This window comes from Pseudonocardia sediminis (genome assembly GCF_004217185.1).
In the GTDB taxonomy this organism is placed as follows: domain Bacteria; phylum Actinomycetota; class Actinomycetes; order Mycobacteriales; family Pseudonocardiaceae; genus Pseudonocardia; species Pseudonocardia sediminis.
In genome coordinates, this window is record NZ_SHKL01000001.1 from 992,435 (window position 1) to 1,013,710 (window position 21,276).

At 75.7% G+C, this 21,276-nt stretch carries 20 protein-coding genes; 12 read left to right on the forward strand and 8 right to left on the reverse strand.

Translation table 11 applies throughout. From position 1 onward, the window contains the following. Positions 1–122 precede the first annotated feature (122 nt). From EV383_RS04840 to EV383_RS04855, 4 genes are read right to left on the reverse strand one after another with little or no spacing between them, the layout of a single operon-like run. A complete protein-coding gene (locus tag EV383_RS04840; protein ID WP_242622897.1) occupies positions 123–1,805 on the reverse strand; it encodes a sodium/solute symporter in 1,683 nt (560 codons plus the stop codon). Continuing rightward, positions 1,802–2,221: a hypothetical protein gene (locus tag EV383_RS04845; protein WP_130288791.1), complete on the reverse strand. Its 420-nt coding sequence runs from the start codon at positions 2,219–2,221 to the stop codon at positions 1,802–1,804. The genes EV383_RS04840 and EV383_RS04845 overlap by 4 nt, the downstream gene beginning before the upstream one ends. Beyond that, a complete protein-coding gene (locus EV383_RS04850) occupies positions 2,218–3,111 on the reverse strand; it encodes a LytR/AlgR family response regulator transcription factor (RefSeq protein WP_207223437.1) in 894 nt (297 codons plus the stop codon). The genes EV383_RS04845 and EV383_RS04850 overlap by 4 nt, the downstream gene beginning before the upstream one ends. Next, on the reverse strand, positions 3,108–4,109 hold the full coding sequence (locus EV383_RS04855; protein ID WP_130293901.1) for a sensor histidine kinase: 1,002 nt from the start codon (positions 4,107–4,109) through the stop codon (positions 3,108–3,110). The genes EV383_RS04850 and EV383_RS04855 overlap by 4 nt, the downstream gene beginning before the upstream one ends. Before the next feature lie 206 nt (positions 4,110–4,315). Between EV383_RS04855 and EV383_RS04860 the strand changes: the two genes are divergently transcribed. The 4 genes from EV383_RS04860 to EV383_RS04875 all read left to right on the forward strand — a co-directional run bounded on the left by EV383_RS04860 (position 4,316) and on the right by EV383_RS04875 (position 8,232). Further along, positions 4,316–5,476: a saccharopine dehydrogenase family protein gene (locus EV383_RS04860; protein WP_130288792.1), complete on the forward strand. Its 1,161-nt coding sequence runs from the start codon at positions 4,316–4,318 to the stop codon at positions 5,474–5,476. A gap of 66 nt (positions 5,477–5,542) precedes the next feature. Next, entirely contained in the window at positions 5,543–6,541 is a 999-nt protein-coding gene (locus tag EV383_RS04865; RefSeq protein ID WP_130293903.1) for a potassium channel family protein, read from the forward strand. A gap of 57 nt (positions 6,542–6,598) precedes the next feature. Then, the gene (locus tag EV383_RS04870; protein ID WP_130288793.1) at positions 6,599–7,291 is read left to right on the forward strand and encodes a thiamine pyrophosphate-dependent enzyme; all 693 of its coding nucleotides are present in this window, start codon (positions 6,599–6,601) and stop codon (positions 7,289–7,291) included. After that, positions 7,291–8,232 carry a transketolase family protein gene (locus tag EV383_RS04875; protein WP_130288794.1) on the forward strand — a complete coding sequence of 314 codons (942 nt, stop codon included), beginning with the start codon at positions 7,291–7,293 and terminating at the stop codon, positions 8,230–8,232. Before EV383_RS04870 ends, EV383_RS04875 begins: the two co-directional genes overlap by 1 nt. A gap of 9 nt (positions 8,233–8,241) precedes the next feature. Here EV383_RS04875 and EV383_RS04880 read toward each other — a convergent pair whose 3' ends face one another. Both EV383_RS04880 and EV383_RS04885 read right to left on the reverse strand, forming a co-directional pair. Further along, positions 8,242–9,696, reverse strand: a complete 1,455-nt coding sequence (locus tag EV383_RS04880) for a sensor histidine kinase (RefSeq protein WP_242622899.1) — start codon at positions 9,694–9,696, stop codon at positions 8,242–8,244. Further along, positions 9,693–10,358 carry a response regulator transcription factor gene (locus EV383_RS04885; protein WP_130288795.1) on the reverse strand — a complete coding sequence of 222 codons (666 nt, stop codon included), beginning with the start codon at positions 10,356–10,358 and terminating at the stop codon, positions 9,693–9,695. Before EV383_RS04885 ends, EV383_RS04880 begins: the two co-directional genes overlap by 4 nt. A 133-nt stretch (positions 10,359–10,491) precedes the next feature. Here EV383_RS04885 and EV383_RS04890 point away from each other — a divergent pair, with 133 nt between their 5' ends. The 8 genes from EV383_RS04890 (at position 10,492) to nudC (ending at position 19,767) form a co-directional block, all read left to right on the forward strand. After that, the gene (locus EV383_RS04890) at positions 10,492–11,397 is read left to right on the forward strand and encodes a hypothetical protein (protein WP_130288796.1); all 906 of its coding nucleotides are present in this window, start codon (positions 10,492–10,494) and stop codon (positions 11,395–11,397) included. Positions 11,398–11,463: 66 nt separating this feature from the next. Next, positions 11,464–12,309: an exodeoxyribonuclease III gene (locus tag EV383_RS04895; RefSeq protein WP_130288797.1), complete on the forward strand. Its 846-nt coding sequence runs from the start codon at positions 11,464–11,466 to the stop codon at positions 12,307–12,309. A gap of 112 nt (positions 12,310–12,421) precedes the next feature. Beyond that, positions 12,422–13,348 carry a DUF4142 domain-containing protein gene (locus tag EV383_RS04900; RefSeq protein ID WP_130288798.1) on the forward strand — a complete coding sequence of 309 codons (927 nt, stop codon included), beginning with the start codon at positions 12,422–12,424 and terminating at the stop codon, positions 13,346–13,348. Then, on the forward strand, positions 13,345–14,526 hold the full coding sequence (locus tag EV383_RS04905) for a class F sortase (protein ID WP_165438236.1): 1,182 nt from the start codon (positions 13,345–13,347) through the stop codon (positions 14,524–14,526). Before EV383_RS04900 ends, EV383_RS04905 begins: the two co-directional genes overlap by 4 nt. Positions 14,527–14,698: 172 nt before the next feature. Further along, positions 14,699–15,970 (forward strand): aldehyde dehydrogenase family protein, encoded by a 1,272-nt coding sequence (locus EV383_RS04910; protein ID WP_130288800.1) that lies wholly within the window; start codon positions 14,699–14,701, stop codon positions 15,968–15,970. 64 nt (positions 15,971–16,034) lie between these two features. Beyond that, positions 16,035–17,366: a M16 family metallopeptidase gene (locus tag EV383_RS04915; protein WP_242622900.1), complete on the forward strand. Its 1,332-nt coding sequence runs from the start codon at positions 16,035–16,037 to the stop codon at positions 17,364–17,366. Beyond that, positions 17,363–18,760: a M16 family metallopeptidase gene (locus tag EV383_RS04920; RefSeq protein WP_130288801.1), complete on the forward strand. Its 1,398-nt coding sequence runs from the start codon at positions 17,363–17,365 to the stop codon at positions 18,758–18,760. The genes EV383_RS04915 and EV383_RS04920 overlap by 4 nt, the downstream gene beginning before the upstream one ends. After that, complete coding sequence (gene nudC, locus EV383_RS04925; protein ID WP_130288802.1) at positions 18,757–19,767, forward strand: NAD(+) diphosphatase; 1,011 nt, start codon at positions 18,757–18,759, stop codon at positions 19,765–19,767. Before EV383_RS04920 ends, nudC begins: the two co-directional genes overlap by 4 nt. A 36-nt stretch (positions 19,768–19,803) precedes the next feature. Here the strand turns inward: nudC and EV383_RS04930 are convergent, their stop codons facing one another. Then, positions 19,804–20,964 carry an MFS transporter gene (locus EV383_RS04930; protein ID WP_242622901.1) on the reverse strand — a complete coding sequence of 387 codons (1,161 nt, stop codon included), beginning with the start codon at positions 20,962–20,964 and terminating at the stop codon, positions 19,804–19,806. 70 nt (positions 20,965–21,034) lie between these two features. Next, entirely contained in the window at positions 21,035–21,274 is a 240-nt protein-coding gene (locus tag EV383_RS04935) for a mycoredoxin (RefSeq protein WP_130288804.1), read from the reverse strand. Between the last annotated feature and the right edge of the window lie 2 nt (positions 21,275–21,276).

The following is a 21,276-nucleotide window of genomic DNA, read 5'->3' on the forward strand; positions in this document are numbered from 1 at the left end:
AAAGGCCTCGATCGGTCGCCGCGAAAGCGGCTCACGCCACACAACCGGCGATTGAGACGAACGGTGGACCAGAGTGGCGTCGATCGCAACGTTGCGCGACCAACGGTCTTGACACGATTCGACTAACGCCGGTCTGCGAGGTGCAGCCGGAGCATCGTAGCCTCCGCCCATGGCGGAGCGTGATCGGTCAGTGACACCGAGATCATGATCACGAACGCGAGCGGTACCGACCACAGCGCGGGCTGGGACAGCAGCAGGGCGACCGTACCCCCCGCGGGGACCGGTGACCCCGGAACGGCCGCCAGTGCCATCGCGCCGAGCGAGCCGAGCAGCCCCGCCGTCATCCCGGCCAGGGCCCCGCGCGCGGTGAGCCGCCGCCACCAGATGCCGAGCACCAGCAGCGGGCAGAACGTCGAGGCCGCCACCGCGAACGACGACGTGACGGCCGCGCTGACGTCGACCCGCGAGGCGAACAACGCCGCGGTGACGACCACCGCGGCGGCGGCCAGCGCGGACAGGCGCAGCCGGCGCAGGCCCGAGGGCATCAGGTCGTGCGCGAGCGCCCCGGCCAGCGCGAGGAGCAGCCCGAGCGAGGTGGCCAGGAACGCCGCGAACGCCCCGGCGGCCAGCAGCGCCGTCACGATCGACGACGCGAGCCCGTCCCCGGCGACCCGTCCGGGCAGCATCACCACCGCGGTGTCGGTGCCCTCGGAGAGGTAGAGCTCCGGGGTCAGGACGGTGCCGAGCAGCCCGTAGACGATCGGGAACAGGTAGAACGTGCCGAGCAGGCCGACCGTGATCGCCGCGGTCCGGCGGGCTGCGCGCCCGTCCGGTGCGGTGTGGAAGCGGACGATGATGTGCGGCAGGCCCATCGTGCCCAGCGCGGTGGCCACCAGGACCGACCAGGTCGCCAGCAGCGGGGAGTCGCTCCCGGTGCCCAGCAGCGGCACCCCCCAGGCGGCGCTGCCCGGCACCGGCAGGTCCTCGGCCGCTCCGGCCACGTAGGGGACCGGGGCCCCGGCCGGGAACGTCCAGACCGTGTCGGCGGTGGCGGGGTGCGGCCCGGCGCCCAGGGCGCGCGGCTCGCCGTCGACGACGACGGCCAGCGGGGACGGGAGCACCAGCGTCGTGTCCAGGCGGAAGTCGACGTCGGTGTCGCGGGTGAACGTCGTGAATTCCGGCGGCGCGGCCATCTGCCCGCGCAGCTCCGGCCCGGCCACGATCAGCAGCCAGATCGCCGGACCGGCGAAGAGCAGGAGCTTGAGCACGAACTGGAACGCCTGGACGTAGGTGGCCGCGCGCATCCCGCCCAGCGCCAGGGTGATCGACACCGCGGCCCCGGCGACGACCACGCCGACCCAGTACGGCACGTCCGAGACGAGCGTGAGCAGCTGCCCGGCGGCCACGAACTGCGGCACCAGGTAGAGCCCGGCGATCACGACGACGACGATCGCGCTGAACCGGCGCAGCCGCGGCGAGCCGAGCCGGGCCTCGGCGAACCCGGGCACGGTCAGCGCTCCGGTACGCCGCATCGGCGCCGCGACCAGCGCGAGCATCAGCAGGTAACCGGCGGTGAAGCCGACCGGGTACCAGAGCGCGCCGGTGCCCTCCTTGATGACCAGCCCGGCGACGCCCAGGAACGACGCCGCGGACAGGTACTCCCCGGACACGGCGGCCGCGTTGAGCAGCGGCGACGTCTGCCGCGAGGCGACCAGGAAGTCCGACGTCGTCCGCATCGCGGCCACGCCGCGTGCACCGATCAGCACGGTGACGAGCACCAGTGCGACGACGGCGGCGCCGGTCACCGGGCCCGACCCACCTCGTCGGCCCCGCCCGCCCCGTCGCCCCGTGCCGGAGACCCGTCGCCGGGGACCGGTCCGGGGCTCCGCTCGTCGCGTTCCGCGCCGGCCATCTGCCACCAGGCCAGGGCCGCGAGCAGTGGGTAGGGCGCGATCGCGACGACCAGCCAGCCGCCGGGCAGGCCGAACAGGCGGACGGCGGCCAGGTCGGGGGCGAGTCGCAGCAGCACCGGCACGCCGAACAGCAGCACCGCTCCCAGCGCGACGGTGGTCGCGGCGCGGCGGAGCTGGGCCCGCCGGATCCGGCGGGCGGTCTGCAGGGCGGCGGGGTCGGCGGCGAGCGGATCGACCGGCCGGGTGGGGGTGGGCGCCGGGGACGGGCCGTCCGGGGCGGTGACCGAGACCCGCCGCGGCCGGCTCACCGGTCCGCTCCGGGGTGCCCGCCGGCGGGTTGCCCGGCGGGCCCGCCGGTGTGCGGCCCGCCGGAGACGTGCGAGCCCAGGGTGCCGCGGGCGGCGGCGTCGAGCAGCAGCTCCCGCAGCTCACGGGCATGGCGACGGCTGACCGGCACGTCACCGGCGTCGGTGTGGGCGAGCAGCCCGCCGCCGGCGTCGCTGCGCAGCTCGACGACGGCGGGCAGCGCGAGCAGGTAGCTGCGGTGTACCCGGACGAACTCGTGCGGCGACCAGTGCTCCTCCAGCCGCGACAGCGGGATCCGCACCAGGTGCGACCCGGACGGCGTGGTCAGCCGCACGTAGTCGCCGTGCGCCTCCACGAACCGGACGTCGTCGCGGCGCAGGTAGCGGGTGCGCCCGCCGAGCTCGACCGGGACCACCGCGAGCTCGTCCACCCGCGGCGCCGGGGGCGCGGGCCGCGCCGGGGGAGCGGCCGGTGCCGCGGGCGCCGGGCGGGGCCCGCGCGATCCGCCGAGCCGCCGGACCCGGGCCAGCGCCTCGGTGAGCCGGTCCTGCCCGACCGGCTTGAGCAGGTAGTCCACCGCGCCCAGCCCGTAGGCGGCCAGCGCGTGCTCCTCGAACGCCGTCACGAACACGACCTCCGGCGGCTCGGCCATCGCCGAGAGCACCCGGGCCAGCTCCAGGCCGTTCATCCCGGGCATCGTGATGTCGAGGAACACCGCGTCGAAGCGTCCGGTCGGCAGCAGCCGCAGCGCGGCGACGGCGTCCCCGGCGCGGGCGACCTCACCGACGTCGGGGGAGTCGCCGAGCATCGCGCACAGCTCGTCGAGGGCGGGGGCGACGTCGTCGACGGCGAGCACGCGCAGCGGCGCGGCACCCGGATCGGACGGGCTCACGGGACCACCACCCCGGGCTGGAAGCGGGGGATCCGCAGCACGATCCGGGTGCCGGCGCCCTCCGCCGTCTCGACGACGAGGCCGTGCCCCGCCCCGTAGACGGCGCGCAGCCGCCGGTCCACGTTCACCAGCGCCAGCCCCGCCCCCTCGGCGGTCCCGGCCAGCACCGCGCGGGCGTGCTCGGGCGCCATCCCCGGGCCGTCGTCCTCGACGGCGATCACGCAGACCCCGCCCTCGGCCTCGCCGCTGACGAGGACGGTGCCGCCGCCCTCGGCGCGCTCGACGCCGTGCTGCACGGCGTTCTCCACCAGCGGCTGCAGCGCGAGCACCGGGATCGGTACCGGCAGCACCTCCGGCGCGACCCGGACCTGCACCTTCAGGCGGTCGCCGAGCACCGCGCGGGCCAGCGTCAGGTACGCCTCGACGGAGCGGAACTCCCCGGCCAGCGTCGTGTAGTCGCCGCGGGCGGCCAGCGAGTGCCGGGTGAACTCGGCGAAGCTCTGCAGCAGGTCGCGGGCCCGGGCCGGGTCGGAGCGCACGAACGAGGCGATCGTGGTCAGGGCGTTGTAGACGAAGTGCGGGGAGATCTCCGCGCGCAGCGTGCGCAGCCGGGCGCGGTCGGCCTCGGCGGCCCCGGCCTGCAGGTGCGCGCGTTCCAGGGCGTCGGTGACCCAGGCCGCGGCGCGGCGCGCGGTGCCCGACGAGACCGGCCCGCCGAGCACCAGCACCCCGCCCGGTGCGCCGGCCACCCGCAGCGGCAGCGCGACCCGGTCGCGGTCGGTGGCCCGGCGCCCGGTCGCGGCGGCGCGGGCAGCGAGCTCGGTGCCGTCGTCCTGTCCGGGACCCCACCAGGCCGGTGGCCCGTCCGGGCCGGTGAGCCCCACCGCGGTGGCCCCGACGAGGGTGCCCAGCCTGTGCAGGGCGGCGGGGGCGCCGTCGCCGGCGGGTCCGTCGGCGAGCCCCGTGGTGATCGCGACGCCGGCGTCGAGGACGTCCATCGGATCCGGGCGGTGCAGCGGCAGCGCGGCCCGGGCGCGGCGGGTCAACCGGCCCCGGGGACGACGGCCCGCGGGTGCGGGGTCCGCGGGCGCGGTGCGCACGCCGTCCTCGTCGTCCACCGTCGGCACCCCCTCACTCTAGAGCCGCCGGTGTGACACGCCACGTGTCCTCCTCGGGCGCGACCCCGACCACTAGCCTCGCGCGGATGACGGTACGGATCGTCCTGCTGGGAGCCACCGGATACACCGGCGCCCGGGTGGCGGAGTCGCTGGTCGCACGTGGAGCAACGCCGGTACTGGCCGGGCGCAGCCGGGGGAAGCTCGACGCCCTGTCCGCCCGCCTCGGCGGCCTGGAGACGGCGGTCGCCGACGTCGGTGACCCGGCGTCGGTCCGGTCCCTGGTCGGGGCGGGGGACGTGCTGGTCAGCACGGTCGGGCCGTTCACCCGGTTCGGCGGGGCGGCCGTCGACGCCGCGGTCGCGGCCGGTGCCGTCTACCTCGACTCCACCGGCGAGCCGCCGTTCATCCGCCGGGTCTTCGAGCAGTACGGCCCGGCCGCGGAACGCTCCGGCGCGGCGCTGCTCACCGCCTTCGGCAACGACTACGTCCCCGGCGTGCTGGCCGGAGCCCTCGCCGTACGGGACGCCCGCAGGGCCGGGACCCCGGCGCGGGTCGACGTCGGCTACTTCATCTCGGGCGGTGGAGGCGGCCAGCCGTTCTCCCGCGGCACCCTGAACTCGCTGGTGGGGGTCGCGGCCGAGCCCGTCTACGCCTGGCGCGACGGCGAGCTGCGCAGCGAGGCCGCCGGCGTCCGGATGCGGACGTTCGACGTCAACGGCCGTCCGCGCCCGGGCGTGACCATCGGTGGTGCCGAGCAGTTCGCGCTGCCGCGGTTCGAGCCGGGCCTGCGGGTCGTCGACGTCTACCTCGGCTGGTTCGGCCAGGCCAGCGGCGTCGTGCACGCCGCCAGCGGCCTCACCCCGTGGCTGTCCCGGGTGCCCGCGCTCGGCAGGGCGGTCACCGGGCTGGCGGGGCTCGCGGCCGGGCGGGCGTCCGAGGCGCCGGACGCGGAGAACCTGGCGCGCAGCACGTCGCACTTCGTCGCCGAGGCCTTCGACGACGCGGGCACCCTGCTCGCCCGCACCCGGCTCGTCTCCCCGGACGCCTACGCGATCACCGCCGACCTGCTGGCCTGGGGCGCGACCCGCGCCGCGGAGCACGGAGTGCGCGGGACCGGCGCGCTGGACCCGGTGTGCGCCTTCGGTCTGGACGAGCTCACGGCCGGGGCGGCGACCGCGGGCATCGTGGAGACGGGAGCCGGCAACGGTTCGGACTCGGGTGCCACGCCCGGACCGACCGGGCGTTAGCCTTCGCCGGTGCTGGGCTCCTCACGCTTCACGACCCTCGACCCGCAGGTCACGGGGGCGCTGAAGATGCCCGACCAGCGGGCCGGGCCGGTCCGCTCGCTGGTCAACCGCCTCGTCATCGCGCTCGGCGCGCTCGGGGCCACCACCCTGATCGTCTACTTCGGGCGTGACGGCTACCTGGACAACAACGGTGCCGGGCCGATCTCGTTGCTCGACGCTCTCTACTACGCGACGGTGTCGCTGTCCACGACCGGGTACGGCGACATCGTCCCGGTCTCCCCGGTGGCCCGCGGGATCAACATCCTGGTCGTCACCCCGTTGCGGGTCCTGTTCCTGATCGTCCTCGTCGGTACGACCGTGGAGCTGCTCACCGAGCGCTCCCGGCAGTCGTTCCGGATCCAGCGTTGGAGGTCGCGCGTGCGCGAGCACACCGTCGTCGTCGGCTACGGCACGAAGGGCCGGGCCGCCGTGGAGACGATGCTCGGCGACGGGGTGGACCCCGAGAAGATCGTCGTGGTCGACACCGACCGGGCCCGGCTCGACGTGGCGTCCGGGCTGGGGCTGGTCACCGTCTCCGGCAACGCCACCCGCTCGCAGGTCCTGCGGATCGCCGGCGTGCACCAGGCGACGACGTTGATCGTCGCCCTGGACCGCGACGACACCGCGGTCCTGGTCACGCTCACCGCCCGCGAGCTGTCCGAGACCGCGGCGATCGTGGCCGCGGTGCGGGAGTCGGAGAACGTGCACCTGCTGCGCCAGTCCGGCGCCAACTCAGTGATCGTCTCCGACGAGACGGCCGGTCGCCTGCTCGGCGTCGCGACGCGGTCCCCGGCCGTCGTCGAGGTCGTGGAGGACCTGCTGACCCCGGACGCCGGGTTCGCGATCAGCCAGCGCTCGGTGGAGCCGAACGAGGTGGGCGGCTCGCCGCGGCACCTGCCCGACATCGTGCTCGGCGTCGTCCGCGGCGACACCCTGCACCGGGTGGACGCACCGACCGTCGACTCCCTCGAGCGCGGGGACCAGCTGCTCTACGTGCGCCGCGCCTCCCCGGTCGAGGACGACTGACGACCACCCGTCCGGGGCTCTTGACCTGAAGCCGGGTTCAGCTCACAGGGTGGTCCCATGACGACCACGAGACGCCCCTACGACGACCTCGCCGGCCTGATGACCCGGATGACCGGCGACGAGAAGCACGACCACAGCGCGACGTCCACACTCGACGTCCTGTGGGTGCTCTACGACCGAGTGCTGCGGATCGACCCGCGGGCACCGGACGACCCGGACCGCGACCGGTTCCTGCTGTCCAAGGGCCACGGCCCGATGGCCTACTACGCGGTGCTCGCCGCGGCCGGGTTCCTCGACGACGCGCAGCTGGACACGTTCGGCGAGTGGGACTCGCGCCTCGGGCACCACCCGGACCGGGTGCTGGTGCCCGGTGTGGAGATCGGCTCCGGCTCGCTCGGGCACGGCCTCGGCCTGGCCGTGGGCACCGCGCTGGGGCTGCGGGCCACCGGGCGCGACGCGCGCACCGTCGTCCTGGTCGGTGACGCCGAGCTCGACGAGGGCTCGAACATCGAGGCCGTCCAGTACGCCGGACGGGCCGGGCTGGACCGGCTCTCCGCGGTGGTGATCGACAACGCGTCGGCCTCGCAGGGCTGGCCGGGCGGGATCGCCGCCCGCTTCGCCGTCGAGGGCTGGTCGACGACCGACGTCGACGGTCGCGACCACGACGCCCTGTACCGCGCGTTCACGAGCGATCCTCCCGGCGACCGGCCGCACGCCGTCGTCGCCCATGTCGAGCCGAAGGAGTCCTGATGAGCACCGCGACCATCGAACAGACCGACGCGCACCTCGACGACGGCCCGCCGCCGGACGCGCGGGACCGGTTCTACGGCCTGCTGCCCGAGCTCGTCGCCGCCGACCCGCGGGTCGCGGTGGTGCTGGCCGAGATCGGCGCCTCCTACCTGGACCCGGAGAAGGTCGCGCCGGTGCGCGACCGCGTGATCAACCTGGGGATCCGGGAGCAGCTGCTGATCTCGACGGCCGGCGGGCTCGCCCTGGCCGGGCTGCGCCCGATCGTCCACACGTTCGCGCCGTTCCTGCTGGAGCGCCCGTACGAGCAGGTCAAGCTCGATCTGGGGCACCAGGACGTCGGCGCGGTGCTGGTCTCGGCCGGCGGGTCCTACGGCTGGCCGGCCGGCGGCGAGACGCACTTCGGGCAGCGCGATGTCGCCCTGCTGGACACGTTGTCCGGCTGGACGGTGCACGTGCCCGGGCACGCCGACGAGGCCGAGGAGATGCTGCGCGACGCGCTACGCCGCGACGACCGGATCTACATCCGGCTCGACGGGCTCTCCAACGCCGCCCCCGGACCGGTCGACGGGAGGATGTCGGTGCTGCGACGGGGGAGCCGCGGCACGGTCGTCGCGGTCGGGCCGATGGCCGACCGCACGCTCGCCGCCGTCGACGGCCTCGACGTCACCGTGCTCTACGCCTCGACGGTCCGCCCGTTCGACGCCGGGACGCTGCGCCGCACGCTGGGCGCACCGGACGTCGTGCTGGTCGAGCCGTACCTGCGCGACACCTCCACCGCGGAGGTCTCCCGGGCGCTGGGCGGGATCCGGCACCGCACGCTGGGCCTCGGCGTCGGGCCGGACGAGCTGCGTCGCTACGGCACCCGCGAGCAGCACGACGCCGCGCACGGCATCGACGTCGAGGGCATCCGCCGCTCGGTCATCGACTTCCTGCACCCGTGAGCCTCCGGCTCACGAGGGGCCGGCCGGGAGAGTGAGGCGGAACGCGGCCCCGGCGCCCGGCGGAGGGTCGACGCAGGTCAGCTCCCCGCCGTGCGCACGGGCGATGCCGCGGGCGATGGCGAGCCCGAGACCGGCGCCGCCGGCGTCGGCGGAGCGGGCGTCGTCGAGCCGGACGAGGCGTTCGAAGATCCGCTCCCGGTCGGCCTCGGGCACGCCCGCGCCGGTGTCGGTCACGGTCACCGAGCCGGGCCCGGTCACCGCGACGGTGATCGTGCCGCCGTCGGGGGTGTGGCGGCGGGCGTTGTCGAGCAGGTTGGCCAGTACCTGGCCGAGACGTTGCGGGTCACCGGGGACGAGGACCGCGTCACCGGTGGCCCGCACGTCCAGACCCGGCGCGAGCAGCCCGGCCCGCTCGACCTCGCCGCGGGCGAGGTCAAGCAGGTCCACCGGCACCGGGTGCAGCTCGATGCCGGCGTCGATCCGGGCCAGCGCCAGCAGGTCGTCGACGAGGCGGGCGGCGCGCTGGGTGTCGCGCAGCAGCAACAGGTGCAGCCGGTCGCGGTCGGCGGCCGGGAGCTCCGGGTCGAGCGCGGCCTCGGCGGCGGCACGCACGCCGGCCAGCGGCGTGCGCAGCTCGTGCGCGGCGTCGGCAACGAACTGCCGGGTCCGCGCCTCGGACGCCCGCGCGGTCGACTCGGCGCCCTCCAGCTCGTCGAGCATGTCGTCGAACGCGGCGGCGGCGCGGCCCAGCTCGGTGTCGGTGCGGGCGGGGGCGAGCCGGGCGCCGCGGTCGCCGCGGGTGATCGAGCGGGCCAGCCCGGTCATGTCGTCCAGCGGAGCGAGTGCGAGCCGTGTGGTGAGCAGCGTGACCAGCCCGGCCGCGACCAGTCCGGCCACACCGAGCGCGAGCAGGATCCGGCGCAGCCGCTGCTGGGCCGACGAGATCTGGTCGGAGTCGGCGCTCAGGACGATCACGGAGCCGTCGGCCAGGGTCGCCCGCACCACCCGGTCGGCCTCCCGGCCGCCCCCGCTCGCCCCGCCTCCGTTCGGGCCGTCCCCGCCGGCACCGTTCCCGCCGCGCCGCGAGGGCGGGCCGTCGCGGTCCGGTCCGGGGCCGACGCCCTGCCCGGACGAGGTGTAGACCGCGCCGGTGGTCGTCGTCAGCGTGACGCGTACGCCGGGCCCGTCGACGCGTCGGACCAGCTCCGCACCGCGGACGCCCTGCCCGGCCAGCTGCACGGCCGTCGCCGCCCGTCCCTCCAGCCGGGACTGCAGGTCCGACCGGGTCTGCGCGGCGACCAGGACGTCGGTCAGCACGCCGACCGCCAGGAGCACCGCCGCCAGCACCAGCAGGCTGGACGCGGTGACCCGGCGGCGCAGCGACACGGTCCGCAACGACCCGGCGCGCAGGGTCTCGGTCCGGGTACGCGCCGCGCGCCGGAACCCGTCCGGGAGCGACGTCACGGCGGGTCCGCACGCAGCACGTAGCCGATGCCGCGCACCGTGTGCAGCAGCCGCGGTTCGCCGAGCTTGCGGCGCAGCGCGGAGACGTGCACCTCGACCAGGTTCGGGTCGTAGTCGGTCCAGCCCCAGACCCGGTTCAGGATCTGCGCCTTGCTCACCACCCGCCCGCGCTGGGCGACCAGGTAGTCCAGCAGCCGCAGCTCGGTGGCCGTCAGCTCGACCGGCTCGCCGCCGCGGCGTACGACCCCGGCCGGCACGTCCACCACCAGGTCGTCGATCTCGACGACCCCCGGCGCGGCTCCGGTGCGGCGCAGCACCGCGGTCACCCGGGCGGTCAGCTCGGCGAGGGCGAACGGTTTGACGACGTAGTCGTCGGCGCCGCCGTGCAGGCCACGCAACCGGTCGTCGACCTCGTCGCGGGCGGTCAGCATGACCACGCCCGCGGTGCCGGTCCGGCGGATCACCTCGAGCAGGGCGAACCCGTCGCGGCCGGGGAGCATCACGTCCAGCACGACGATGTCCGGGCGGAAGTCGGCGAGGTCGCGTTCCAGCGTCGTCCCGTCCGGGCGCCCGGTGGCCTCCATCCCGGCCCCGCTGAGCCCGGCCAGGACGGCGGCGCGGATCGTCTCCGCGTCCTCCACCACCAGCACCCGTGCACCCACGTCCCCATTCTCCGCCGACCGGCCTGAAGATCACCTGAAGGCCCGCGGGAGCTTCAGGTTCCGCTCAGCCGGGCGCGCCAGTCTCGGTCTCCGACGAGGACGCAGTGGCGTCCGAGGAACGACGGAGGATCTCGTGAGCACGCCCACCCCCGGACCCGACGACCGCGCCACCGGGCCGGTCGACCCCACCCCGGCCCCGCCCGCCGGACCGGACACCCCGACGACGGCCGCCGGTGCCGACGCCCCCACGACTGCGACCCCCGCCGCGACGCCCGTGTCGGCCGCCCCTCGGAGCCGGTGGCGCCGGGTCCCGCGGGTCACCGGACGACGGCTGATCGGGGCCGGTCTGGTGCTCGCCCTGCTCGTGGTCGGCGGCGTCCTGGCGCTGCTGCTGATCCCCGGCGGTGGTCGCGACGGAGGTGGCCGGGACGGCGGGCCGGGGCGCGGCGGTCCGGGTCTCGCCTCCGAGCAGCGCGGACTCGACGGCGGCCCGGGTGGTCGCGGCGGTCCCGGTGGTGGCGGTCCCGGTGGTGGCGGCGAGGGTCGCGGGGGCGAGGGCCGTGGGGGTGAGGGCCGGGGCGACCGCGGTCCCGGAGGAGCCGGGCGCGGGGACGACGCCGGAGCGGTCGTCGGCGCCGTCCGGTCGGTCGGCGCCGGCACCCTGGTCGTCGCCCGGGACGGGGCCGGTGACGTCCCGATCCGCACCGACGACCGCACCCGTGTGCGCGGCGTCACCACCGAGCTCACCGCGCTGACGCCGGGGGAGCGCGTCGTCGTGCGCGTCTCCGGGACCGGCGCGGACGCCGTCGCCGCCTCGGTGGAGACGCCGCGGGCCCGGGTGAGCGGCACCGTCACGTTGCTCGTCGGCGCGCGGGCCACCGTCGTCGGGTCCTCGGGCCTGACGACCGCAGTGGACACCACCGGCCTGACCACCAAGCCCTCGGTCGGCACCCGGGCCGAGTTCACCGGCGTCGCGACCGCGAACGGCACCGTCCTGCGGGCCGACCAGATGCAGACGCTGCCCGAGCCGGGGCGCTGAGCTCGGTCCCGACGGCCGGTCCCGCCCGCCGGGACCGGTCGGAGCGGTGTCCGTAGGGTCGCGGGCGTGCGTCTGGCCACCTGGAACGTCAACTCCGCGAAGTCCCGGCTGCCCCGCCTGCTGCCCTGGCTCGACCAGCGGGCACCGGACGTCGTCTGCCTGCAGGAGACCAAGCTCGGCGACCACGACTTCGCCGAGGAGCTCGGCGGGCCGCTGGCCGAGCGCGGCTACGAGGTCGCCCACCACGGCCAGGGCCGCTGGAACGGGGTCGCGCTGCTGTCGCGGGTCGGTCTCGACGACGTCGTGCGCGGGCTGCCCGACGAGCCCGAGTTCGGTGGCGTCGCCGAGGCCCGTGCCGTCACCGCGACCTGCGGCGGGCTGCGCGTCACCTCGGTCTACGTGCCGAACGGGCGCGAGCCGTCGGACCCGCACTACGCCTACAAGCTGCGCTGGCTGGCCGCGCTGCGCGACCTCGTCGTGGCGGGGGACCCGTCGTCGACGGTCGTGGCCGGCGACATGAACATCGCCCCCACCGACGACGACGTCTGGGACCGCCCCGCCTTCGACGGCGCCACCCACGTCACCCCGGACGAGCGCGCCGCCCTGGCCGCGCTGTGCGAGCCCGGGCTGCGCGACGTGATGCGCGAGCGCTGGCCCGACGAACGCGCGTTCAGCTACTGGGACTACCGCGCCGGGCGGTTCCACAAGGACCAGGGCATGCGGATCGACCTCATCCTCGCCGGCTCCGGCCCTGCGGAGCGCCGCGCCGCGGTGTGGGTGGACCGGCTGGCCCGCAAGGGCAGCGGTCCCAGCGACCACGCGCCGGTGATGCTGGACCTCGACGAGGCCCCGGACGGCGACATCGGCCCGGTCGTCCCGCCCCCGAGCGCGCCCGCTCCGCGCAAGCGGTGAGCGGTCGGCCTTGACGCCGCTCGCGCGACCGAACAGCCCGCCTGCCGCCTTCCGGTCTACGGTCGTGGGACTGAAGTTGCACCGTATGGGCTAACGCTGATAGTCACCGGCCGTGGATCGCAACCGTCGGGGGAACCAGATGACCAAGAAGAACGGCCGTTATGCGGCCGGTGCCGCCGTGGCCGCTTTCGCGCTCGTGGGCGTCACCGCCTGCTCGGGTGGAGCGCCGGCCGTCCCGAACCTGCCGACCGACCTGCCGTCGATCCCGGGCGTCGGTGACCCGAAGGCCGCCTTCGGCAACGCCCACCAGTCCGCGCTCGGGCTGGCCGGTCTCGGTGGCCTCGGGGTCGCCCAGGGTGTCGGCGACAAGGTCAAGGAGCTCGCGCCGCAGGTGCAGTCCGAGGGCCAGGGCATCGACCAGAAGCTGCGCGGGCTCGCGTCCGCCGTCGGCGTCTCGCTGCCCGACCAGCTCTCCCCGGAGCAGCAGGCGCAGCTCGACGACATCAAGGGCCGCACGGGCGAGCAGTTCGACCAGGGCTGGTTGCAGGCCGCCCAGGCCGAGCAGGCGAAGCTCAAGGAGCAGGCGACCGGCCTGCTGAACATCCCGGGCCTGCCCGAGGACCAGAAGGCCCAGGCCCAGCAGCAGCTGGCCAACCTGGACCAGCTCGGGAAGAAGCTCGACGAGGCCGCGGCCGCGGCCGGTGCGGCGACCCCGGGTGGCGACGCCGCCGCCGGGGGCGACCAGGCCGGTGGCGACGCCGCCGCCGGTGGGGCCGCGGGCGCGGGTGGCGAGAACGGCGCCGCCGGTGCGGGTGGCGAGAACGGTGCCGCCGGTCAGGGTGGCGCGGGCGCCGGTCAGGGTGGTTCCGGTGCGGCCGGTTCCGGCTCGTCCGACGGCAAGGGCGGCCCGGCCGTGAACGCCGGCACCGGTGGCCAGGCCGCCGACTCCGGCGCCCCGGTCCTGCCGATCGCGTTCGGGGGCCTCGGCCTGGCGCTGATCGCCGCCGCCGGGATGTGGCTGCGCCGCTCCAAGGCGTGAGCGACCGACGCCGGCGCCCGGGGAACCGGGGAGCGCTGTTCCTGCTGCTCCTCGGCGTGATCTTCCTGGGCGCCGGCGTCCTGCTCCATCTGTACGGTTCCGACGACCGCGAGGTCGTCGCACAGGACGTCGGCTCCCTCCCCGGGACGACGACCACCGCCTCCCGGCCCCTGGCCGAGGACATCCCGGTCCTCTCCGGACTGGACGAGCTCCTGGTGCGCCCGGGGAGCGCACCGCCGGTCACCGGCGTCGCCGGACTGAACGGCGGCTTCGACGGCTCCGGGTCCGGCGGCCCGCCCGGCGGCCCCGCAGGCTCCGGCCTCCCCGTCACACGCACCGACGCCGCCCCGGGTGGCGAGGCTCCCGGCGGGAGACCGCCCGGTGCGGTCGCTCCCGCTGCGGGAGCCGCCACCGGCCCGGCCGTCCCCGGCAGCTCGATACCTGGCAGTCCGATCCCCGGCGGTGGCCCGGTCCCCGCCCTCCCGGCTCCCGGAACCGACCCGTCGGCGCGTGCACAGGCTGCGGACGAGAGGTCCGTGCTGGACGACCCGACGCCTGCACCGGTGCCCCGACGCCCGGTCCCGGCTGCCCTGCCGCAGCCCCCGTCTCCGCTGGCCCCGGCACAGCCCGGCCTGCTCGGCCCGGTCTACCCGCTGCCCGAGCCCGCCGACGCCCGACCGGCGCCGACGCCTGTGCTGCCGGCCGCCCTGGAGCTCCCGGCCCGCGCCGTCACCGCGCCCGTCGACGCCGTCGGCACCGATCCGTCCGGCGGGATGGTCGTGCCCGAGGAGGTCCGCACCGTCGGCTGGTGGGCGCCCGGGGTGCTGCCCGGGGGCGCGAGCGGCAGCGCGGTGATCGCCGGGCACGTCGACTCCCGCACCCAGGGCGTCGGCGTCCTGTCGATCCTGCCGCAGCTGACCGAGGGCGAACCCGTCCTGATCCGCGACGCGACCGGCCGCACCGCGGCGTTCCGGGTCGCGGCGCGGCGCGAGTACGGCAAGTACGACCTCCCGCGCGACGTCTTCCGCCGCGACGGCGCCCCGCAACTGGTCCTGATCACCTGCGGCGGCCGCTTCGACCCGGCCGCCCGCAGCTACGAGTCGAACATCGTCGTCTACGCCGTCCCGGACCCGGCCCCCGCCGCACCGCCCGCTCCGGCCCCCACCCCCGCACCCTGACCCGGCCGCACACACCGCCGGTCCACGGCACACAGCGTGCACGGTGTGTGCGGTGCGCCGACGGTGTGTGCCGCCGGGTGGACGAGCTGGTCCCGGCGAGCCCTCGCGGTCGTGGTGCGGTGACCGGCTGTGGGACCCGGACCCGTGGCCGGGGTCGGTAGGCTCAGCGACCGTGAGTACCGGCACCACGTCGTCCCCCGCCAGCACCGAGGCCCCGGAGTTCGCGGCCGTCCGGGCCGCCGCCGAGCGGGCCCGCGCCGCCGCCCCGGCCGTGCGCGCGGCCGGGGGTGCCGCCGTCGACGCCGCACTCCGCGCCGCGGCGACGCTGATCCGGGAGCGTAAGGCGACGCTGCTCGAGGTCAACCACACCGATGTCACCGCCGCCGAGCAGAACGGTATGGCCCCGGGCCTGCTGGACCGGCTACGGCTGACCGAGGAGCGGCTGACCGGCATCGCGACCCAGCTCGAGGTGCTCGCCGACACCCCGGAGCCGCCCGTGCAGTGGCCGGTCCGGACGCTGGAGACCGGCGAGCGGGTGTTCGAGCGGCGGATCCCGGTCGGCGTCATCGGCGCGGTGTTCGAGGCCCGGCCGAACGTGACCGTCGACGTCGCCTCCCAGGTGCTCAAGGCCCGCAGCGCCGCCGTCCTGCGCACCGGCGCGGCCGCCCTCGGTACCGCGACGGCCCTGGTCGAGCAGGTGCTCGCGCCCGCCCTGGAGTCGGCCGGCATCCCGGCCGCGGCCGTGCAGCTCGTCCCGCTGCCCGGGCACGCCGGCGCCGAGGCGCTGGTCGGGCTGCCCGACCTGGTGCCGCTCGTGGTGGTGCGCGGCAGCGGCGAGGTGACCCGCAAGCTCTCCGTGCTCGGCGCGACCGCCGGCACCCGGATCCTCGCCCACGCCGACGGGGGAGGGGTGCTCTACCTCGACGGCGCCGCCGACCCGGACGCCGCCGCCCGCCTGGTGCACGAGAGCACCGACCGTCTCGGCGTCTGCAACCGTCTCAACCTGCTGCTGATCGACCGTTCGTCCTGGGACACGCTGCTCCCGGTCGCCCGGAAGGTCCTCGACGAGCGCGGCATCACCCTGTCCGAGCCGCCCCACGCGCACCCTCTCGGGCACGAGTGGGCCCTGGACTCCGGCTCCGAGGCGCACGTGACCGTCGCGCCCGTCGACGGTGCGGTGGACGCCGCGCAGACCGCCGCGCGGGAGACCTCCGGCCTGGCCGCGACGATCTGCACCACGGACGCGGCCGTCGCCGAGGCGTTCATCGACAGCTACACCGGAACCGGTGTGTTCTGGAACGCCACCTCGCGCCTGCTCGACGGCTACAAGCTGCTCGGGCTCCCCGAGACCGGGATCAACGTCGACCACACGCCCGGGCCCCGCGGACCGGTGACCTACCAGGACCTGGGCCTGCGCCAGTTCGTGGTGCTGCCACCGGAGTAGCCGCGCCCGGACCTGCGCGGTTCCGCGCGGCGCGCTGTCGGACCCCCGGGCTAGGGTCGAGATCGTGTCCGTGACCGATGTCGAACCCGCCGCTCTGGAACTCCACAGGGCGACCCTGTCCAACGGGCTGCGGGTGCTGATCGCGCCCGACCCGACCACCCCCGTGGTCGGGGTGTCCGTGCACGTCGACGTCGGGTTCCGCTCCGAACCGGAGGGGCGCACCGGCTTCGCGCACCTGTTCGAGCACCTGATGTTCCAGGGCAGCGAGAGCCTGGAGAAGCTGGCGCACTTCCGGCACGTCCAGGCCTCCGGCGGCGTCTTCAACGGCTCCACCCACCAGGACTACACCGACTACTTCGAGGTGCTGCCCGGTGCGGCGCTGGAGCGGGCGCTGTTCCTGGAGGCCGACCGGCTGCGCGCGCCGAAGCTCACGGTGGAGAACCTGCGCAACCAGGTCGACGTCGTCAAGGAGGAGATCCGGCTCAACGTCCAGAACCGCCCCTACGGCGGCTTCCCCTGGATCCTGCTGCCGCCGGTCCTCTACGACACGTTCCCGAACGCGCACAACGGCTACGGCGACTTCTCCGAGCTGGAACAGGCCACCCTGGAGGACGCGGCGTCGTTCTTCGACACGTTCTACGCCCCCGGCAACGCGCTGCTGACGATCCACGGTGACGTCGCCGAGCACGGCGTCGACGGCGTGCTCGCGCTGGTCGAGCGGCACTTCGGCGACATCCCGTTCCGCCCGACCCCGCAGCGCCCGAGCTTCGCCGAGCCCGTTCCCGGCTCCGAGCGGCGGCAGTCGGTGCCCGACGCGCACGCCCCGCTGCCGGCGATGGCGATCGGCTACCGGGTGCCCGACCCCACGACCGAGCCCGACGCCTACCTCGCCCACGCGATGCTCGCCTCGGTGCTCACCGACGGCGAGGCGGCGCGACTGCAGCGACGTCTGGTGCACGCCGACGGCCTGGTCACCGACGTCTCGGCGTCGAACGGGCTGATGGGCGGACCGCTCGACGCCCGCGACCCGGACACGTTCACGATCACCGCGGTACACCCCGCCGACGTCGAGCCGGACCGCGTGCTCGGTGCCGTCGACGACGAGCTGGACCGCCTCGCCGCGCAGGGCCCGAGCGCCGAGGAGCTGTCGCGCCAGTCCGCGCGCTGGGCCTCGGCCCTGCACCGCGAGGACGACCGGGTGATGTTCCGGATGCTCGGCCTCGGTGCCCGCGAGCTGCTCTACGGCCGCGCCGAGCTCGCACTCGAGCTGCCGGAACGGCTCGCCGCACTGCGTCCCGAGCAGATCGCCGGGGCCGCCGGACGCCTGCGCGGCGCCGGCCGCGCCGTCCTGCTCGTCGAGCCGGCCGCCCAGCCCGACCAGGAGGAGACCCCGTGACGGCCACCCAGCCCCGGACGCGCACCGCCGAGGAGATCGGCCGCACCGAGACCGGCCCGCGACCACTGCCCGCACTCGGCCGCACCCGGGACGTCCCGTTGCCCGACGTCACGACCGCGACCCTGCCGAACGGCCTGCGCATCCTCGCCGCGCACCGTCCCGGCGTGCCGATGGTCGAGGTCCTGCTGCGCATCCCGGCCGCCGGTCCGTCGGCGACCGCGGACCCCGCCTACACCGCCGGGATGGAGGTGCTGGTCGAGACGATGCTGACCGGCACCGCCACCCGCGACCGCGTCGGCATCGACGACGAGCTGGCCGCCGTGGGCGGCGAGCTGGGCGTCGGCGTCGACCCGGAGTGGCTGCAGGCCGGCGGCTCCGCGCTGGCCTCCGGGCTGCCGGTCGTCCTCGACGTGCTCGCCGACGTCCTCACCGGCGCCACCCACCCCGACGACGAGGTCGCGCGCGAGCGCGGCCGCCTCGCCGAGCGGATCGCGGTCGCCCGCGCCCAGCCGCGCACGGTGGCCCGCGAGGCCCTGCAGCGCAAGCGGTTCGGTGACCACCCGATCTCCTCGGAGATGCCCACCGCCGAGGCGGTCGCCGGCATCACCGCGGAGCGCGTGCGGGAGCTGCACGCCGACACCGTCGTCCCGGACGGCGCCCGCCTGGTGCTGGTCGGCGACATCGACCCGGACACCGCGATCGAGTCCGTCCGGGCCCGCCTCGGCGGCTGGACCGGGTCGCACCCGGCGCGTGAGCTGTCCGACGCCCCGGCCGTCGTCCCCGGAGACCTGGAGCTGGTGCACCGGCCCGGGTCGGTGCAGTCGCAGCTGCGCCTGACCGCGCCCGGCGTGGTCCGTGACGACCCCCGCTACACCGCGTTCCAGCTGGCCAACCTCGTGTTCGGCGGCTACTTCTCCTCGCGCTGGATGGAGAACATCCGCGAGGACAAGGGCTACACCTACGGTGCGCACTCCTCGCAGGAGTTCGTGCCCGGCGGCGCCGTGCTCGGCGTGGACACCGACGTCGCCAGCGACGTCACCGCCGCGGCGCTGCTGGAGACCCGCTACGAGCTCGGCCGGATGGCGGCCGTCCCGCCGACGCCCGAGGAGATCGAGTCGGCGCGGCGCTACGCGATCGGGTCGCTGCTGATCTCCCTGGACAGCCAGTCGGCGCTGGCCGGGACGCTGTCCGTGCTGGACTCGGTCGGCCTGGGCGTGGACTGGCTGCGCGACCGCCCGGCGCGGCTCGAGGAGGTCACCGTCGAGCAGGTCGCGGACGCGGCGTGCGATTTCTTCGCCCCGACCCGGTTCACCGGCGTGATCGTGGGCGACGCCGACGTGATCGGCCCGCGGCTGCGAGCCCTCGGCGGGATCGCGCAGGAGGGTCGGGCATGAAGGACGGCGACTTCGAGCTGATCGATCCGCCGGTGCTCTCGCGCGGGGTGATGGACCGCGACGAGCAGCTCCGCTTCGACGTCGACTACCAGCGCCGCACCTGGTCGCAGGCGCGCCTCGTCGTCGTCGACGAGAACGGCCGGACCCCCGTCACGTGGGAGACCCGGCCGGAGGCGACGTTCCGCGAGGGCGACGCCGCGGCGTGGGACGCCGCCGCCGGCAGCGGCGGATCGGTGATCACCCGCGCGGCGACGACGCTGGGCGAGGAGCCGCCGTCGAACGCGGTGCTGCTCGGCGCGGCCGACGGCATCCCGTACTGGGCGGTGCGCGGCAAGCCCGACCTGCTGGCCGGGGACGACCCGTCGGAGTGGGCGGACCTGCGCGCGGCCGGGGCCTGGCTCGACGAGCTGGGGTCCGGGTTGCTGACCGTGTCGGTGGCCATCCTGAACTGGCACGACATGGCCGGGTTCTGCGCCCGCGACGGCTCGCCGACGCACCCGCACATCGCCGGGTGGGCGCGCAAATGCGAGGCGAACGGGCACGAGGAGTACCCGCGCACCGACCCGTCGATGATCTGCCTGGTGCACGACGGCGCGGACCGCGTGCTCCTCGCGCGCCAGCCGGTGTGGCCGGAGGGGCGGTACTCGGTGCTGGCCGGGTTCGTCGAGTCCGGCGAGTCGCTCGAGGCGTGCGTGCACCGGGAGGTCGGCGAGGAGGTCGGCATCACCGTGCGCGACGTCCGCTACCTGGGCAGCCAGGCGTGGCCGTTCCCGCGGTCGCTGATGCTCGGCTGCCACGCGATCGGCGACGCCGACATCCCGCTGAACCCGGCCGACGGCGAGATCGCCGACGCGCTGTGGATCACCCGTGCCGAGCTGCGGGCCGCCCTGGCGCGCGGGGACTGGGCCGAGAAGCCGGCCGACGACGAGCAGAAGGTCGTCCTCCTGCCGGGCAAGGTCTCGATCGCCCGGACGATGCTGGAGTCCTGGGCCGCCCAGGGGGACTGAGGCGGGGAGGTCCGGCCGGGTGTCCCGGCCGGCCCCTCAGACCGCGGCCGGCATGGCGATGCCGCGCCGCCGGGCCCACAGCCACACCGCGAGCCCGACGACGGCGACCACGCCGCCGAACACGCACACCGCGACCCAGCCGCCGGCGCCGTAGAGCGCGGCGGCCGCGGCCGAACCGATGGCCCCGCCGAAGAACACCGACACCACGAACGCCGTGGTGACCCGGCTGCGGGCGTCGGGGTGCCGGGAGTAGATCGCGCTCTGGTGCGAGATCTGCAACGACTGCTGCGCGAGGTCGAGCAGCACGATGCCGACCAGCAGGGCGATCAGCGACACCCCGCCGAACCCGAGCGCCGCCCAGCTCACGACCAGCGTGCCGAGCGCGAGCGTCACCGTCCGCATCGAGTGCCCGCGGTCGGCGAGCTTTCCGGCGACCGGTGCGGCCGCCGCACCGGCGAGCCCGGCCAGTCCGAACAGCCCGATCACCGCCGGCCCGTAGTTGTAGGGCGCCCCGGCGAGCAGGAACGACACGGCCGTCCACAGGATCGAGAAGCAGCCCATCCCGACGGCGCCGAGCCCCATCCGGACCCGCAGCACCGGGTCGGTCCGGATCAGGGCCAGCACCGAGCGCAGCAGGCTGCCGTAGGAGCGGTCCGGTTCCGGCGCGGGGACCGGCGGCAGCACCAGCCGTACGACGACGGCCAGGACCACCATCACGACCGCGGCGAGGCCGAACACCGCCCGCCAGCCACCGAACTCGGCGACCAGACCGGCGAGGCTGCGGGCGAGCAGGATGCCGATCAGCAGCCCGCTCATCACGGTGCCGACGACGGAGCCGCGGCTGCGGTCGTCGGCCAGCGACGCCGCCATCGGCACCACGATCTGGGCCACCGCCGACGTCAGGCCGACCAGCGCCAGCGCGGCGAGCAGCGTGGACAGGCCGGGCGCGAGCGCGGCCCCGGTCAGCGTGACCGCGGTGGCGCCGAGCAGGACCGAGACCAGACGCCGCCGTTCCAGGGTGTCCCCGAGCGGCACCACGAAGGCCAGCGCGATCGCGTACCCGACCTGCGAGGCGGTGACGAGCAGCCCGGCCGTGCTCTCCGGGACCCCGAGTGCCTGCCCGATGATCGGCAGCAGCGGCTGCGCGTAGTAGATGTTCGCGACGGCGGCGCCGCACGTGATCGCGAGCAACAGCACGAGACCGCGGCCGGGTCCCGTTCCGGAACCCGCCGCGGTCTGTGCCGAACGGTCTGTGGACGTCACCGGGTCAGGCGCCGAGCTTGGCCCGGACCTCCTTGAAGCTCGGGTTGGTGGCGGTCGTCTCGTCCGGGTAGATCACGGTCGGGACGACCTGGTTGCCACCGTTGACGCCCTCGACGAAGCGCGCCGCGTCGGCGTTGCGCTCGATGTCGATCTCCCGGTAGGCGATGCCGGCCTCGTCGAGCTGCATCTTGAGTCGACGGCAGAAGCCGCACCAGGTGGTCGTGTACATCGTCAGATCGGCCATGC